15 protein-coding genes and 1 tRNA gene are annotated in these 14,883 nt (G+C 70.6%); 6 read left to right on the top strand and 10 right to left on the bottom strand.

What is annotated here, in order from left to right; all coding sequences use genetic code 11:
• Positions 1–125: 125 nt before the first annotated feature.
• Complete coding sequence (gene pruA / locus WBK31_RS21350) at positions 126–1,751, bottom strand: L-glutamate gamma-semialdehyde dehydrogenase (protein ID WP_364054436.1); 1,626 nt, start codon at positions 1,749–1,751, stop codon at positions 126–128.
• A complete protein-coding gene (locus tag WBK31_RS21345; RefSeq protein ID WP_364054433.1) occupies positions 1,752–2,669 on the bottom strand; it encodes a proline dehydrogenase family protein in 918 nt (305 codons plus the stop codon).
• A gap of 75 nt (positions 2,670–2,744) precedes the next feature.
• Here WBK31_RS21345 and WBK31_RS21340 point away from each other — a divergent pair, with 75 nt between their 5' ends.
• Positions 2,745–3,797 (top strand): helix-turn-helix domain-containing protein, encoded by a 1,053-nt coding sequence (locus tag WBK31_RS21340; protein WP_364054430.1) that lies wholly within the window; start codon positions 2,745–2,747, stop codon positions 3,795–3,797.
• 76 nt (positions 3,798–3,873) lie between these two features.
• Here WBK31_RS21340 and WBK31_RS21335 read toward each other — a convergent pair whose 3' ends face one another.
• Together WBK31_RS21335 and WBK31_RS21330 are read right to left on the bottom strand one after the other, a co-directional pair.
• Positions 3,874–4,977, bottom strand: coding sequence for a glycosyltransferase (locus WBK31_RS21335; RefSeq protein ID WP_378787884.1), 1,104 nt, complete (start codon positions 4,975–4,977; stop codon positions 3,874–3,876).
• 110 nt (positions 4,978–5,087) lie between these two features.
• Positions 5,088–6,923, bottom strand: a complete 1,836-nt coding sequence (locus WBK31_RS21330; RefSeq protein ID WP_364054424.1) for a SpoIIE family protein phosphatase — start codon at positions 6,921–6,923, stop codon at positions 5,088–5,090.
• A 58-nt stretch (positions 6,924–6,981) separates the two neighbouring features.
• On the opposite strand from WBK31_RS21330, the gene WBK31_RS21325 reads away from it, so the two are divergent.
• Positions 6,982–7,704 (top strand): GAF and ANTAR domain-containing protein, encoded by a 723-nt coding sequence (locus WBK31_RS21325; protein WP_364054421.1) that lies wholly within the window; start codon positions 6,982–6,984, stop codon positions 7,702–7,704.
• A gap of 195 nt (positions 7,705–7,899) precedes the next feature.
• Here the strand turns inward: WBK31_RS21325 and WBK31_RS21320 are convergent, their stop codons facing one another.
• Entirely contained in the window at positions 7,900–8,265 is a 366-nt protein-coding gene (locus WBK31_RS21320; protein ID WP_364054418.1) for an STAS domain-containing protein, read from the bottom strand.
• A gap of 168 nt (positions 8,266–8,433) precedes the next feature.
• On the opposite strand from WBK31_RS21320, the gene WBK31_RS21315 reads away from it, so the two are divergent.
• Together WBK31_RS21315 and WBK31_RS21310 are read left to right on the top strand one after the other, a co-directional pair.
• Entirely contained in the window at positions 8,434–9,204 is a 771-nt protein-coding gene (locus WBK31_RS21315; protein ID WP_364054415.1) for a SigB/SigF/SigG family RNA polymerase sigma factor, read from the top strand.
• Between the two features lie 28 nt (positions 9,205–9,232).
• Positions 9,233–9,634, top strand: coding sequence for an ATP-binding protein (locus WBK31_RS21310; protein WP_364054412.1), 402 nt, complete (start codon positions 9,233–9,235; stop codon positions 9,632–9,634).
• A 172-nt stretch (positions 9,635–9,806) separates the two neighbouring features.
• Here WBK31_RS21310 and WBK31_RS21305 read toward each other — a convergent pair whose 3' ends face one another.
• The 4 genes from WBK31_RS21305 to WBK31_RS21290 form a co-directional block, all read right to left on the bottom strand.
• Positions 9,807–10,004 carry a hypothetical protein gene (locus WBK31_RS21305; RefSeq protein ID WP_364054409.1) on the bottom strand — a complete coding sequence of 66 codons (198 nt, stop codon included), beginning with the start codon at positions 10,002–10,004 and terminating at the stop codon, positions 9,807–9,809.
• Positions 10,005–10,010: 6 nt separating this feature from the next.
• Complete coding sequence (locus WBK31_RS21300; RefSeq protein ID WP_378787889.1) at positions 10,011–10,676, bottom strand: hypothetical protein; 666 nt, start codon at positions 10,674–10,676, stop codon at positions 10,011–10,013.
• A gap of 7 nt (positions 10,677–10,683) precedes the next feature.
• On the bottom strand, positions 10,684–11,232 hold the full coding sequence (locus WBK31_RS21295) for a hypothetical protein (RefSeq protein WP_378787891.1): 549 nt from the start codon (positions 11,230–11,232) through the stop codon (positions 10,684–10,686).
• Between the two features lie 68 nt (positions 11,233–11,300).
• Positions 11,301–11,693, bottom strand: coding sequence for a hypothetical protein (locus WBK31_RS21290; RefSeq protein ID WP_364054400.1), 393 nt, complete (start codon positions 11,691–11,693; stop codon positions 11,301–11,303).
• Between the two features lie 130 nt (positions 11,694–11,823).
• Between WBK31_RS21290 and WBK31_RS21285 the strand changes: the two genes are divergently transcribed.
• A tRNA-Pro gene (locus WBK31_RS21285) sits at positions 11,824–11,897 on the top strand.
• Between the two features lie 741 nt (positions 11,898–12,638).
• On the top strand, positions 12,639–13,715 hold the full coding sequence (locus WBK31_RS21280) for a hypothetical protein (protein WP_364054397.1): 1,077 nt from the start codon (positions 12,639–12,641) through the stop codon (positions 13,713–13,715).
• A 74-nt stretch (positions 13,716–13,789) separates the two neighbouring features.
• On the opposite strand, the gene WBK31_RS21275 is transcribed toward WBK31_RS21280, so the two are convergent.
• Positions 13,790–14,584: an ATP-binding cassette domain-containing protein gene (locus tag WBK31_RS21275; RefSeq protein WP_406673022.1), complete on the bottom strand. Its 795-nt coding sequence runs from the start codon at positions 14,582–14,584 to the stop codon at positions 13,790–13,792.
• Between the last annotated feature and the right edge of the window lie 299 nt (positions 14,585–14,883).

The raw sequence follows: 14,883 nt of genomic DNA, 5'->3' as shown, positions 1-14,883 counted from the left end.
CCATGCCGGGACCCCGAGAGCCACGCCGGGACCCCGAGAGCCAGGCCCGGACCCCCTGAAGCCATACCGGTAACGCCGAGAGCCTCCCGGGCAGGACCGGGAGGCTCTCGGCTGTGATGGGCGGTTCAGCCCATGTGCGGGTAACGGTGGTCGGTGGGAGGCACGAACGTCTCCTTGATCGCGCGGGCGCTCACCCACCGCGTCAGGTTGTGGATCGAGCCCGCCTTGTCGTTGGTGCCGGAGGCGCGGCCGCCGCCGAACGGCTGCTGGCCCACCACGGCGCCGGTCGGCTTGTCGTTGATGTAGAAGTTGCCGGCCGCGAAGCGCAGCCGCCGGGAGGCGTCGGCGATGGCGTACCGGTCGTCGGCGACGATCGAGCCGGTCAGCGCGTACGGCGCGATGCCCTCCATCTGGTCGAGCACCTTGTCGTAGTCGCCGTCGTCGTAGACGTGCACGCCGAGGATCGGCCCGAAGTACTCCTTGACGAAGATCTCGTCGGTGGGGTCGGCGCACTCCAGGATGGTCGGCTTGACGAAGTAGCCGACGGAGTCGTCGTACGAGCCGGTGAGCACGTCGATGTTCGCCGCCGCCCGCGCCCGGTCGATGGCGGTCTTGTGCTTGGCGAAGGCGCGCGCGTCGATGACCGCGCCCATGAACGTCGACAGGTCCCCGGCCACGTCGCCGACGGTCAGCGACTCGGCGGTGGCGACGAAGTCGTCACGCATGCGGTTCCAGACCGAGCGCGGCACGTACGCGCGGGAGGCGGCCGAGCACTTCTGGCCCTGGTACTCGAAGGCGCCCCTGATCAGCACGGTCGAGAGCACGGCCGGGTCGGCGGAGGGGTGGGCGAGCACGAAGTCCTTGCCGCCCGTCTCGCCGACGAGGCGCGGATAGCCGCGATAGCCGGAGATGTTCTCGCCGACGGTGCGCCACAGGTGCTGGAACGTCGCGGTGGAGCCGGTGAAGTGGATGCCGGCCAGCGCCGGGTGGGTGAGCGCCACCTCGGAGACGGCCTGCCCGTTGCCGGTGACCAGGTTGATCACGCCGGGAGGCAGCCCGGCGGCCTCCAGCAGCCGCATCGTGAAGTGCGCGGCGAACTGCTGGGTGGGCGACGGCTTCCAGACGACGACGTTGCCCATCAGCGCCGCGGAGGTCGGCAGGTTGCCGGCGATGGCGGTGAAGTTGAACGGCGTGATCGCCAGCACGAACCCTTCGAGCGGGCGGTACTCCATCCGGTTCCACACGCCGGGCGAGGAGATCGGCTGGTCGGCGTAGAGCTTGCGCGCGTACGAGACGTTGAAGCGCAGGAAGTCGATCAGCTCGCAGGCCGAGTCGATCTCCGCCTGCTGCACCGACTTCGACTGCCCGAGGATGGTCGCCGCGTTCAGCGTCGCCCGCCACGGCCCGGCCAGCAGGTCGGCGGCCCGCAGGAAGATCGCCGCCCGGTCGTCGAACGACATCGCGCGCCAGGACGGCGCCGCCGCGAGCGCGGCGTCGATGGCGTCCTGCACGTCCCGGGCCGTAGCGTCGTTGGTACGGCCCAGGACGGAGGCATGGTTGTGCGGCTGCACCACGTCGATGGGGGCGCCGCCGCCCAGACGCTGCTCGCCGCCGATGGTCATGGTGAGCTCGGCCGTCGAACCGGCCAGCTCCTTGATGCGGTCCTCCAGCGCGGCCCGCTCGGGGCTGCCGGGCGCGTAGCCGTACACACGCTCGTTCGCGGGCACGGGGACGTTGCTGATGGCATCCATTTACTTACCCCCAAGGGCACGAAGGAAGAAGGCGACGTTGGCGGGGCGCTCGGCCAGGCGGCGCATGAAGTACCCGTACCAGTCGTCGCCGTAAGGAACGTAGACGCGGACCGTGTGGCCTGCCCCCGCCAGGGACTCCTGCAGGTCGGTCCTGATTCCGTAGAGCATCTGGAACTCGTGGTCGCCGATCGTCCGCCCGAACCGGTCGGCGAGCAGCTCCGTGATCGCGATCATGCGATCGTCGTGCGTCGCCACCATGGGGTACCCCTTCCCCGCCATGAGGATCCGCAGGCATCGCACGTACGCCTTGTCGACGGCGGTCCTGCCCTGGTGCGCGACGGAGGCGGGCTCGCGGTAGGCGCCCTTGACCAGGCGTACGCGGGAGCCCTCGGCCGCGAGGTCCCGGCAGTCCTGCTCGCTCCTGAACAGGTACGCCTGGATCGCCACCCCGGTGCCGGGGTAGTCCTCGCGCAGCTTGCGCAGGATCGTCAGCGTGGAGTCGACCGTGGTGTGGTCCTCCATGTCGAGCGTCACGGTGGAGCCGTTGGCCGCGGCGGCGGCGCAGATCTCGCGGGCGTGCTCAAGCGCCATCGACTCGTCGAGCCGCTGGCCGACGGCCGACAGCTTGACCGACACCTCACCCCGCCCGCCCAGGTCGAGCGGCTTGATGGTCTGCAGCAGCGTGATGTACGCGTCGGTGGTCGCCTCGGCGGCCCGCGCGTCGAGCGTCTCCTCGCCCAGGTGGTCGATCGTCACGGCGAGCCCCGCGTCGCGCAGCCGCTCGATGGCGTCACGGGCCTGCTGAACGCTCTCACCCGCGACGAACCGCTCCACGACTCTCTTCGTGAGCGGGAAGCTTGACACGGAACGGCGTACGAGCCCGCTCCGTGAAGCGGCGAGCAGCAGTTGACCCAGCATGCTTCGAGTCTAAAAAGCCAGCTCAGAGGGGGCCATCGACGCGCGTAACGCCCGGTGTGGGAGGCTGTCGTACAAATGCACAACTCGGCAGATCTGCAAGAGATCGTGGACGAGATCGCCGCCCGGCTGGGCGCGTCCGCGACGCTGGAGGACCGCTCGTTCCGGCTGCTGGCCTACGGCGCGCAGCACGGCGACATCGACACGGTACGCCAGGAGTCGATCCTGCGCCGGCGCGCCACCGGAGAGGTGCGCGAGTACTTCGAGCGCTACGGCATCGCCCGCGCGAGCGGCCCGGTCAGGATCCCCGCCGACGCCGAGCTGAAGGTCCTCGCCAGGGTCTGCTGGCCGTTGCGACACGCCGACGTCACCTACGGCTACCTGTGGCTGCTCGACTCGGGCGAGCTGACCGACGAGCGGCTCGCGTCGGCCGCGCCGCTGGTGGCCAGGGCCGCCGCCGCGCTCGCCCAGGAGGCGCGCAGCCGCCAGGACCTCGGGTACGGGCTGCGCGCCCTGCTGTCGGCCGACCCCGAGGAGCGCGCGTCGGTCTCGCTGGAGGTGACGGGGCCGGTGACGGCCATCGCGGTACGCGAGTCGCCGGAGCGCGTGGCCGCCCTGTGGACGCTGCCGCGCGGCGTGCTGGCGCGTACCGGCTCTCCTGTGGCGCTGCTCGCCCCCTCACACCTGGCGGAGGAGGTGGCGCGTACGGTCCAGGGCGCCTACGGCACCGCGGCCGGCGTCGGCGCGCCCCGCGACGACCCGGGAGAGGCGTGGCTGAGCTGGCGCGAGGCCCGCCAGGCGCTGCGCGTCGCCGAGCACTTCCCGCGCCACGCCCCGATCGCCCGCTGGGAGGACCTGGGCGTGCACCGCCTGCTCGCCCGGCTCAGCCAGGCCGACCTGCGCGAGCTGGCGGCCGAGGCGGCGGCGCTGGACGCGGAGCTGGCCCACACGGTGGAGGTCTATCTGGATCGGGGCGGCCACGTCCAGCAGACCGCCGCGCAGCTCGGCGTGCACCGCCAGACGCTCTATTACCGGCTGGCCAAGGCCGAGCGGCTCACCCACCGCGACCTGTCGGACGGCGACGACCGCCTGGCCGTGCACCTGGCGCTCAAGGCCGCCCGTCTCCTCTGAACTCCTGGCAGGGAGACGGCAGGTGGCCGGAGCCACCTGCCGGGGTAGATGCGGGGGAGGGCGTGGGGCAGCAGGGTCAGGCGCAGGACTCGTAGACCCGGACCAGCTCCTGGCTCACCCGCTCCCAGGAGTAGCGCGAGCGTGCCCGGTCGGCGCCGGCGTAGCCGAGTGCGGTGCGCAGCGTGGGGTCGTAGAGCAGCTCGCGGGCCAGGTGCGCGGTGCGGGCCGGCCGGTCCGGCGGCACCAGCAGCCCGGTGACGCCGTCGATGATGGAGTCGAGGTGCGCGCCCACGGCCGAGGCGATCACCGGCACGCCGCAGGCCATGGCCTCCAGCGCCACGATGCCCGTCACGGCCTCGCGCGGCACCGACACCACGGCGTCCGCGCTGCGCATCAGCTTCGGTACGGCGGCCCGCTTCACCTGGCCGAGCAGCGTCACCCGGTCGGCGACGCCGAGCTGCTCGGCGAGCGCCCGCAGGCGGCGGGCGTCGCGGTCCTGCTCCAGCTCGTCCGGCTCGGGCCCGCCGGCGATGACGAGCTCAACGTCGTCGCCGAGCCCGGGAAGAGCCCGCACGATCGTGTGCGCGCCCCGGTCGATCGACAGCGGGCCGACGTGCAGCAGGCGCTTGCGGCTGCCGCGCGTGGCCACCGCGCCCCGGCGCTGGAAGCGCTCGGTGTCGACGCCGTACGGCACCACGGAGATGTTCCCGCGCGGGACGCCCAGCCGGATGAGCGCGGACTCCTCGTCGCCCGAGCCCGCGATGACCGCGTTGGCCCGGCGTCCGAGCGCCCGCTCCAAGTCCTTGTGTCCGGCGTCGACCCGGTGGAACGTCTGCGTCACCGGCACCCCGAGACCCTCGGCGCCCGCCACCGCGACCAGCCCGCCTGTCCACGAAAAGGCGTGGATCACGTCGGGGCGATCCTGCGACCAGCGCTTGCCGAGATGCAGGCCCACCTCGTTCAGGTACGGCGCCACCTCGTCGGCGGCCAGCTCCTTTGCGGGCCCAACGTCGATGTTCTCCAGCGTGACACCCGGGGCCACCCGCGTCTTGGGCTTGCCGTCGGCGCTGTCACGGCGGGAGTAGATGGTGACGTGGTGCTCGCGCCCCAGTTCTCGTGCCACGGAGAGAATGCGGTGGCGCTGGTTGCCGTTCGTGGAAGCGACGATTGCGATATTCATGGCACACCTCAGCGTGAAAGAGCAGCTTCAAAGGTGTGCCTGCGTCTTAGGCACGTCGTTCTACTTCTCCGACCATACCCAGGTTTGTCCAGATCGCAAACCACCGCGAATCAGACACCGCGGAGTGCGAACACCACAATCTCATCCCAAACCTGGCCGCCGGAGAACGCGTGCCGGTCATCCTCGACCGTCTTGACCACGGCAGACGGCGCCTGGCCCGCGCACCGGCCCAGCACGTCGGCCAGCCGCTCCTCGCCGTACGGCTCGCCGCGTTCGTTGCGCGAGGAGACCAGGCCCTCCGAATAGAGCACCAGCGTCTCGCCCGCCGCCACCGTGAGCGTCTGGACCTCGGTCTCGGCCTCGGCGGAGATGCCCAGCGGCACCCCGCCGCCCGCCGCGAAGCGCACCGCGCCGTCCGGCTGCAGGATGGCCGCCGGATGGTGGCCGGCCGACGACAGCCTGATCCGCCGGCCCTTGACGAAGCCCGCGACCGCCATCACGAACATGCCGGTGCCCTGCGCCACCAGGGCCTCGTTCACCTTGCGCATGACCGGCTCAGGGTCGGACTCCCAGACGCTCAGCACCCGCAGGCCGCCCCTGACCATCGCGCTGACCGAGGCCGCCTCCTCGCCCTTGCCCGCCGCGCCGCCCAGCGCGAAACCCCAGCCGCCGCCCGCGACCGGGAACACGTCGTAGAACTCCGCGCCCACCGACGAGCCCGGGTTGTAGACGGCCGCCGCCTCGTAGCCGGGCACGTCGGGCAGGTTGCGCGGCGCGACGCTCGCCGACAGCGCGTCCGCGGCCCGCGAGCGGCTCTGGAAGCTCACCTGGGCGCGCAGCGCCAGCCCGAGCTGCAGCCCCACCTCCTGCATGACGCCCAGGTCGGCGAGCCCGAAGGGAGGCCGGTCATGCGCGCGTACGAGCGTCAGCACGCCGTCGCCGTGCCCGATCGGCACCGACAGCAGCGAGCCCGCGCCCATGGCGGTCAGCAGCGGACCCTCCGCGCAGAACCCGAGCAGCGTCTCGTCGTCCACCATCTCCCGCACCACGCCGGTGCGGTGGTCGAGCACCCGCATCACGATCGAGCTGCCCGCCGGGTCGGCCGACTCCACCTGCCTGACCAGGTCGCCCAGCGGATGGTTCTTGGGCGCCATGACGGCCGCGCGGTGCGGCAGGCCGTCGCGCAGCAGGTCCGCGATCACCCAGTCGGCCCACTCGGCCGCGAGCAGCCGCGTGGCCCGCTGCAGCGCGCCGGGACGCATCAGCGCGTCCTCTTCCAGCAGCAGCCTGGCCATCCTGCTCAGCAGGTCCTGGCGCTTGGCCGCGGCCAGCAGCAGCGCGCCGTCGGCCTGCTCGGGCCGCCGCGCGCCCGGCTCCGGCAGCTGCACCTCCGTCGGCAGCGCCACCGCCGCCACCATCTGCTGCGGCTCGCCGGGCATCGTCAGCCTGGTCAGCGCGAGCTGCACGGTGTGCGTACGCCCTTGGTGCGCCAGCCGCGTCTCGAACGCCGACGGCTGCCCCGTCTGCAGCACCGCCGTCAGATGCGACCGGAACGCCGCCCGCCGCGACACGTCCACCAGCAGCGGGAACGAGCGGCCCACGAGATAGCCGTCGGGGCTGCCCAGCATGCGCGAGGTCTCGGGGTTGATCCGCCTGACCACGCCGCCGCCGTCCAGCACGATGACCGGCACGGGAAAGGAGCGGAACACCTGGCGCAGCAGCTTCAGCTCCCGCTGCCCGCCGTCCTTCTTGCCGCCCGGCCGCCTCGGCGCCTTGCGCAGCTCCTCGCGGGCCTCGGCGAGCAGCTCGGTGGCGGTGTCGAGCTCGGCCAGCGCGGCGTCGAGTGTGGGCGCCAGGTCGCTGGGGTAGGCGGCCCTCGCTTCGCGCAGCGAGGCGACGCGCCCGGCCAGCGCGTCAAGCGCGTGTTCGAGGTCCGGCATGGTCATGTCTGAACGCTACGCCACCCGGGATAACGCTAGCCATAAGGGGTAGATGCTTGTTGCTATGGAATCGACCGCGATGATCACCCCCGGACTCGCGCGAGACCTCGCCGCGCTCGGCCGCCTCGGTGAGGACACCTCGACGGAGAGCGTGCTGCGCGGGCTCACCGCGGCGCTGACGGCGGGCGTGCCCGGCTGCTCGGGCGCCTCGGCCGAGCACTGGCGCGACCACCGGGTGCTGGTCTCCGGCTCACATAGCGAGCTGATCCTGCTCGTCGAAGGCGAACGCGAGCTCGGCGAGGGCCCGTCCATCGAGGCCAGGCAGAGCGGCGGCCGCGCCACCGTGACCGACGTGCTCACCGAGACCCGCTGGCCCCGCTACGACGCGCTGGCCACCCGCTCGGGCGTCCGCTCGGTGCTCGTGGTACCCATCGAGGTGCCGCCCGCCCTGCTCATCGTCGGCCTCTACTCCGTACGCCCCGGCGCGTTCTCGCCGCAGGGCGCGAGCTCGCTCGCCGACATGCTGGCCGAGCAGGTCGGCGTGGCCATGGCGAACATGTGGGAGTTCGAGGAGGTGCGCACCGACGCCGCCCAGCTCCAGGAGGCCCTGGCCGGCCGCTCGCTGATCGACCAGGCCAAGGGCATCATCATGCAGACCAGCGGGTGCAGCGCCGAGGCCGCGTTCGAGGAGCTGCGCCGCATCTCCCAGCACCACCAGGTGAAGGTGGCCGACCTGGCCAGGCTCCTGGTGGAGGAGCACCAGCGCAAGTCGTCGAAGCGCAGCTGACGCGGGTGGCGCCGCCGCAAGGCGTGAGAGCGCGCCTGAACGTCGCTCCCGCCCTCATCGCCCGCCTGCGGCCCGCCCGCTTTCGACCGCCTCCGCCCCCCTGCGGCCCGCCGGATCCGTCCGCTTCGCCCGTCCGTGCGTCGGGAACGCGCCGTCCGCTTCGCCCGTCTGCGCGTCGGGAACGCGCCGGCGCGGCTACTTGTTGATGGCGGCCAGCGCGTCCTCGAGCGTCTCGTAGATCGGCAGCCTTTGGGCGAGACCGGTGATCCACATCACCTTCGACTTGGTGTATTCCACGCCGATGAGGGCGAACTTGGCATCGGCCGAGAGGCTGGCCTGCCAGCGATGCACGATCAGCCCGAGCGCGCGCGAGTCCATGAACGTCACCCCGGCCAGATCGAGGATCAGGTCGGAAGCGGCCATGGTGAGATAGTCGGCGAACTGGGCGCGCGTCGTGGCGTCGAGCACGCCGTCGACCCGCACCACGGTGATCCCGTCCACGGTCGACGACGTCAGGCTGAGGGACGCCACGGGCTCCCCGCCGTTCTCCGGCAATGTCACGGAGCAACCCTACTGTCACCAGGCGATCGAGGAATACTTCCGGCCGCACGGGGGACACTGGTTCCGGAAGTCCAGCAGAGGGCTTCGGTCTCGCGACCAGACGAGGCGTGCCTCTGCATGGGCTTTTTCCCTTGCGGGGGCCGCCTGCGATCCATATGAGGAGCAGCGATGGCTCTGCAGGAATACGTCCTCGAGGATATGACCGCGGAAGAACTCCTTGCCGAAATGGTCAAGGAAGAGACGCCCGACAGCCACAGGGAACGCCTGCGCGAGCGCATCGTCGAGATGCACAGGCCGCTCGCCATGGAGATCGCCCGACGCTACCGCTACCGCGGCGAGCCTTTGGAGGATCTCCTTCAAGCCGCGTATGTTGGCCTGATGAAAGCCGTCAACGGCTTCGACCCGACCCTCGGCCACGCGTTCAGGGGCTACGCGGTCGTGACGATGACCGGCGAGGTCAAGCGGCACTTCCGTGACCGCACCTGGGCCATCCGGGTGCCGCGCCTCTACCAGGAGCGACGCTCGGAGCTCAACCGGCTCGTCGCCGACCTCAGCCAGGACCTCGGCAGGTCCCCGACCGTGGCGGAGCTCGCCGCCAAGATGAACATCACGGAGGAGGACGTCCTGCTGACGCTCGACGCCTCGGCCGCGTACAGCACGCTCTCGCTCGACGCGCCGCTCGGCACCGACGACGACGCCGCCTCGCTCGGCGACGTCATACCGGAGGACGACGACACGCTGAGCACCATGGTCGACAGGGAGGCCGTCAAGCCGCTCATCGACGCGCTGCCGTCCCGCGAGAAGCACATCCTGCTGCTGCGCTTCTTCGGCAACATGACGCAGGCCGAGATCGCGGCCGAGTTCGGCATCTCGCAGATGCACGTGTCCCGCATCCTGCGCAAGGTCCTCGACCAGCTGCGCGCCGAGCTGGTCTCCTGACGGGGGCGGTCACCGGGTGAACGAGGGCGTGGAGCCTCAGCGGGGCCGTACGGGCCCGCCGCCCGGCGCGCCCGTGAAAAGCCTGCGGTTCACGCTGCCGGACCTGCCGCTGGTCCGGCGGCACGCCGAGGAGGAGGCCAGGGCCGCGGGCATGCCCGAGGAGGCCATCGGCGACTTCGTCATCGCCGTCAACGAGGTCGCCACCAACGCCGTCACCCACGGGCACGACCACGCGTCCATGCGCACGTGGACGCACGACGGGGACGTCGTCGTCGAGATCCACGACGACGGCTCGTGGAAGCCCGGCCCGATGCCCGGCTCCGTGGGCGGCATGGGGCTGTGGGTGGCCCGCCTGCTCTCCTCCGACCTGACCCTGCACGTCGGTGGCGGGGGCAGCACGGTCACCATGCGTTTCCCCGGCAAAGCCTGACGTCCCGTTCCCTTACCTCGCTTATGTCGTCGTATGTCGGCTTATGTCGCAGAGGCCCGGATATTACGTCGGGGAGGCCCGGATCTGACGTCGGAGGGACCCGGAGATCCGGGCCCCTCCGCTCGTCCCGCCGGTGGGTTCTCCGCCCTGCCGGCGGGCCCTGTGCCTTGTCCTACCGGCGGGCCCTGCTGCGCCAGCCGCCGGAGCCCGAACGGACGCCGGCCGTGCCGACCCCCGCCTGATGCAGCGCCAGCAGCGTCAGCCCCAGCAGGACGAACGTCATGCCGGAGAACCCGCCGGGGATCGACGCCCCTACCAGATCCAGCAGGAAACCGAGGCCGAAGATGACGGCCGCCACGATCGCGAGCATGGCACGTCACCTCGTTCCCAGAACGCTGTGCCGGGCCTCGGCGGCCTGCCCGGCGCCCTGCTGGGGGCTCGGGGAGCCGGAGAGCGCCAGCAGGCGCTCCAGCACGTTGCGGTAGTCGCGCAGCGCCAGACGAAGCTGCTCGGTCTCCGCCCCACCCGCGTCCTTCCAGCGGCCGCGCAGCGCCGCCGTACGGCTCGTCAGGCTGCTGGTGAGCGACTCCACCACCTCGCCGACCAGCCCGTCCGCGCGCCGCACCGCCTCGCCGGGGTCGTCCACGAACGACGCCTGCAGGTCGCGCCAGCGCGCCTGCACCTGGGTGGGGTCCTGGTCGAACAGGACGATGTCATCGGGGGCCGCGTGCGCCGGGGCCTGCTCCGCGCAGGGGCCGCCGGGCGGATCGTCGTCGTGATCGCCCATGGCCTGCGGGGGAATGCGGTCGGTCCGCGCCTCGGACCGCGCCAGTTCGTCGCCGTCACGGCTGGTCGCGTGGTCGTGCGCCGGCTCGTTACCGGTCCGGGCGGTCGCGTCTTCGCCGTCCCTCAGACCGTCTCTGAGGCCGTCTCCGGGGCCGTCCTGGACCCTCTCCCTGAACTCGTCCGTGCCGTCCCTGCCGTCCCTGCCGTCCCTGTGCGGGTCGCTGTGGGGGGCCTTCAGCTCGTCGTTGCCGCTCATGTCGTGCTCACCGTCCTCGGGTGGTCTCGTGGAGCAGCTCTTCGAACAGCGCGCGGTAGTGCACCATGGCCTGCCGGAGGTCCTCCGTGGAGGCGTCCTTCCTGGCCGCGCGCCCGCTGATCTCGTGAGCCGTTCTGTAGTGGTCGAGGGTCTCCGCGTGCCCAACCGACAGGTCGGACAGGCGCTGCTCGAAGTCCTCGGTGGGGTAACCGCGCTCGGCCATCACGGCCGTCACGAGCTGGTCCGCCTCCGTCACCGCGTAGCCGGGCGCGTCGACGAAGCGCTCCTGCACCTCGGTCCAGCGGCTCGCGTACGTGTCGCGCGACTCCTCCGGCAGCGGCCTGATGTCCAGCTCGGCGTGCCGCTGCTCGCGTTCCAGCAGCTCCTGCTCGGCCTCGCGGCGATCGTCGTGCTCGGCGACCGTGCGTTCGTACTCGGGGCCGAAGCGTTCGCGGAGGTGGGAACGACGCGTCTGCCGCTGCAGCACGAAATATCCCACTGCGGCGAGCGCCACCACCGCGACCACGACGACGGCCACCCATATCCAGGTGGTCATGTTTTCGCCTCCGGTCTCTCTGTTGAGGACCAGCGACTGCCCTGAGCGGGTATGCCGAAACCCACGCTTCAGCGAGCTTCGAGTGCCTTCCTGGCCGCCTCGAGCATCTTCGCGACGTGTGAGCCCTCCGGGGAGGCGGGGACCTCGCTGAAGCCCTCCTCGGGGTCGTAGGCCACGTCCAGGCCCGCGTCCACGAGCCGCTGAGCCCACCGCAGCGCGGTGTTCAGCCGTTCGGAGGCGGGCGGCTTGCCCTGGGCCGCCGCCGACAGGTTGCGCAGGTTCGTGGCCGGCCCCGACTGGGAGTGCTTCCTGGCCAGCTTCCACGGCAGTGCGGCGCTGTGGTCGAGCATCGGCTTGGCCAATCCGGCGGCGCGCTTGGCCTGCAGCACCCCCGATTCGCTCACCCCGAAGTGAGCCGCCAGCTCCTGCACCGTCCGCCCTTCAGCGACGAGTCTGGCCAACTCTTCGCGATCGATGCTCGGCCTACGCCCCACTGGCCGCCTCCGCTCCCGCTTTCCGTGTACGCGTGCACCTCCGATGTGCGCTAAGGTTATGACGTCCCACCCCGCAGGGGGCGGCCGACACAACCACCGGGACGTAGCGCAGCTTGGTAGCGCACTTGACTGGGGGTCAAGGGGTCGCAGGTTCAAATCCTGTCGTCCCGACTGGTGGAAGAAGGGGTGCCAGAATCTCTCTGGCACCCCTTCCGCGTTGTGGGGAGCCGAACGAGGAGCCACTGCTCTACCCGGCTCGTGACGCGAAGAACTGCTTCATGGCCACCGCGCCCCCGGCAGGCCGGTGAACGCGGCGTCCCAGGGCCGCGTGGGCCGCAGAGCAACCGGCCACCGGTGCCGGGCACCAGGTGGACCTGCGAACGAACCTCACCGGCGACGGCAAGGTGAGCCCGGCGCCGCGTCCCCCGCCGCAACGCCTGTATCCCCGCGCCCGCTCGCGGCTCTGTTCTCTGTGGGGTTCTCTGTGGGGACTTGCGCCTGCCGACGGTCTCTGTGGGGACTTGCGTTCGCCGACCGGAGGGGATCTTGCTGACCGGGCCTCATCCTCATCCTCATCCCGTTGTCCGAGGTGCCGACGGCGCCGTATGCATCCGAGGCTCCCCACGCCGGTGACGCCAAGGGTGCTGAACAATCAGCTCAGCTGAATTTCGTTTTTCGCGCCGTCCGAGAATGAGGAATTGCGGACGGCGGTGATCTCGCGCGATAAGCGTCGGTGTCAGGGTTTGGCTGTGTCGTGCGCGAAATTCGGAAACGTTCCGGAAATCGTCGCGATCCGAACATCATCCCGTCATTCCGCGGCTCGCGAGAAGTTTCTGACCGGCCCCTTTACGTGAAGGAAAGTTGCGCACATGATGAGGTGGTTTCGCCGATCACCTATGGAAGGGAAGAGTCATGAGCGCACGCTCAAGGCGCGCCGCAATCGTCGTCTTAACGGCGTTGCTGGCGGTCTCGGGGATGAGCGCGACCGCCTCCGGCCAGACCTCCGCCACCGGCACCGCAGCACCATCGCCCGACACATTGTCGAAGGGGGTGGTGAACAAGGCCGGCAGTGAGCGGATCCTCAGCTACTGGACCGAGGAGCGGATCCGCGCGGCCACGCCGGAACCGATCCCTTCGTCCCCGCCGCTCATCCAGAAGGGTGAGCCGCCCAAGAACGTCCTGCCGGGACAGAAGGCCGAGGGCTCGCTGCCGGCCAGGAGACTCGACCGGCCCATCGGCCCGTCGGCCGACGTCAACGCCGGGGCGCGGGCCGAGCGCTGGTACGGCCAGGGGAGCATGCCCGCCATCACCATCGGCAAGATCTACTACCGTCGCAACGACGGCTCGCCGGGTTACTGCAGCGGCAGCGTGATCACGGCCGCCAACAGGAACACCGTCTGGACCGCCGGGCACTGCATCCACGCAGGCGGCGGCGGTGACGCCAACTGGTTCAGCGACTTCATCTTCGTCCCCGACGCCGACAACGGGCTCGAACCGCACGGCCGGTGGACCTGGCGCTACGCCGCCACCGCCAACGGCTGGTGGGAGGACGGCGACTGGAGCTACGACGTCGCGGCCATCGCCTTCGACCCGCAGTCGCAGCACGGAAACCTGCAGGACTGGGTCGGCTCGCAGGGCTACCGGTTCGGATACGGCCAGGACTTCACCGACATCCACGCCTTCGGCTACCCCCAGGACGGCTACCAGCGCACCGACTTCACCGGTGACGATCTGTGGTACTGCTTCGGCGACGTCAGCCGGGCGGGCCTCTTGGACGACCGCATGGACATGGATTGCGACATGTTCCACGGCTCCAGCGGTGGTCCTTGGCTCCAGGAGCTACAGCTCGACCGGGGATGGGGCTACATCGTCGGGGCCAACAGCCACCGTACGGTCGACAACAACGGGAACCCGACCGACATCGTCTACAAGTCGCCCAACCACGGTGACGCCGCCATCAACGTCTACAACGACGTGAGCGCGAACTAGCCCGCCGCCGCGTGCGAGGGGTCTCCGTTCGCGCGGCTCCTCGCACGCGCTTTTCTCTCACCCCTCGGTTTCTCTCACCCTCCGGTGGCCTCGTCCATGCGCTCCCTGGTCCAATAAGACGAGACCTCTTCTGGAGATCGGGTGTTCTCCACGCCTCTGGAGGTCTCCTCGGGAGCCGTGTTCCCCAGGATCACGACCGCTCCGGCCACGACGAAGGCGGCGGCGATCACCAGCAGTGCGACGCCTTTTCGGCTCATACGGCCATCGTACGGCCGACGCGGAAGAAAAACGGGTCGGCGGTTTCGCAGCTCCGTGAATCGTTCGTCCCCGCCTCGGTGATCGAATACCGGTGACCATCCCTTTTGCGGCTCCGTGGCCTTCGTCGTTGCGATTCTTCGGCGCATCGGATGCCTCCCTGGCACAGGCGTGGGGGATATCAGCGCGGCCTGGCGCCGGCCGGTGGTCAGCTCGTCGAGCACCACCAGCTCGGGGTCGCCCGCCAAGGCGAGCGCGAGCTGCAGCCGTTGCTTCTGGCCGCCGGACAGATCGCAGAACGCCTTGCCCGCCAGCGGTTCCAGGCTCCACCGCGCCATCACCTGGCGCCAGTCGGCCGGCTGCGGATAGAACGCGGCGAACAGCCGCAGCGCCTCACCGACCTTGATCCGGTCGGGCAGCGATCCCTCCTGCAGTTGCACGCCGATCCGCTGGGCCAGCTTGCGGCGCCGGCGCACCGGGTCGAGGCCGAGCACCTTCACCGAGCCGCCGTCCGGCCCGCGCAGCCCCGTCAGGCACTCCACGGTCGTCGTCTTGCCGGCTCCGTTGCGGCCTGCGATGCCGAAGGTCTCGCCCCCGGCGATCTCGAAGGACACGCCGTCCACGGCGACAGTGCCGCCGTATCTCTTGCGGAGCCCGCGTACCTGTACTGCCGCCATTCCGCTAGTTTCACCTCGCGCGCGTTGAAGGCGACATCCTCCAGGACGGCCGAACCCATCCTCCCTTCGGAGGATGGCGCCGCCAGCGGACGCCCCTGGAACGGGCAGGTTGTCGTCGCGGCACGGCGGCCTGGATACGCCCGATGCATCGTCCACGCGGCCGGTGAGTCTCCATGCGCGCTCATGTGAGGTCCGTGAGTCGCATTTCGGTGACGGCATGACGGCGCAGTCGATCT

The sequence above is a fragment of the Nonomuraea sp. N2-4H genome (genome assembly GCF_045291505.1).
GTDB lineage: Bacteria > Actinomycetota > Actinomycetes > Streptosporangiales > Streptosporangiaceae > Nonomuraea > Nonomuraea fastidiosa.
This window is presented reverse-complemented; position numbering and strand designations above follow the sequence as displayed.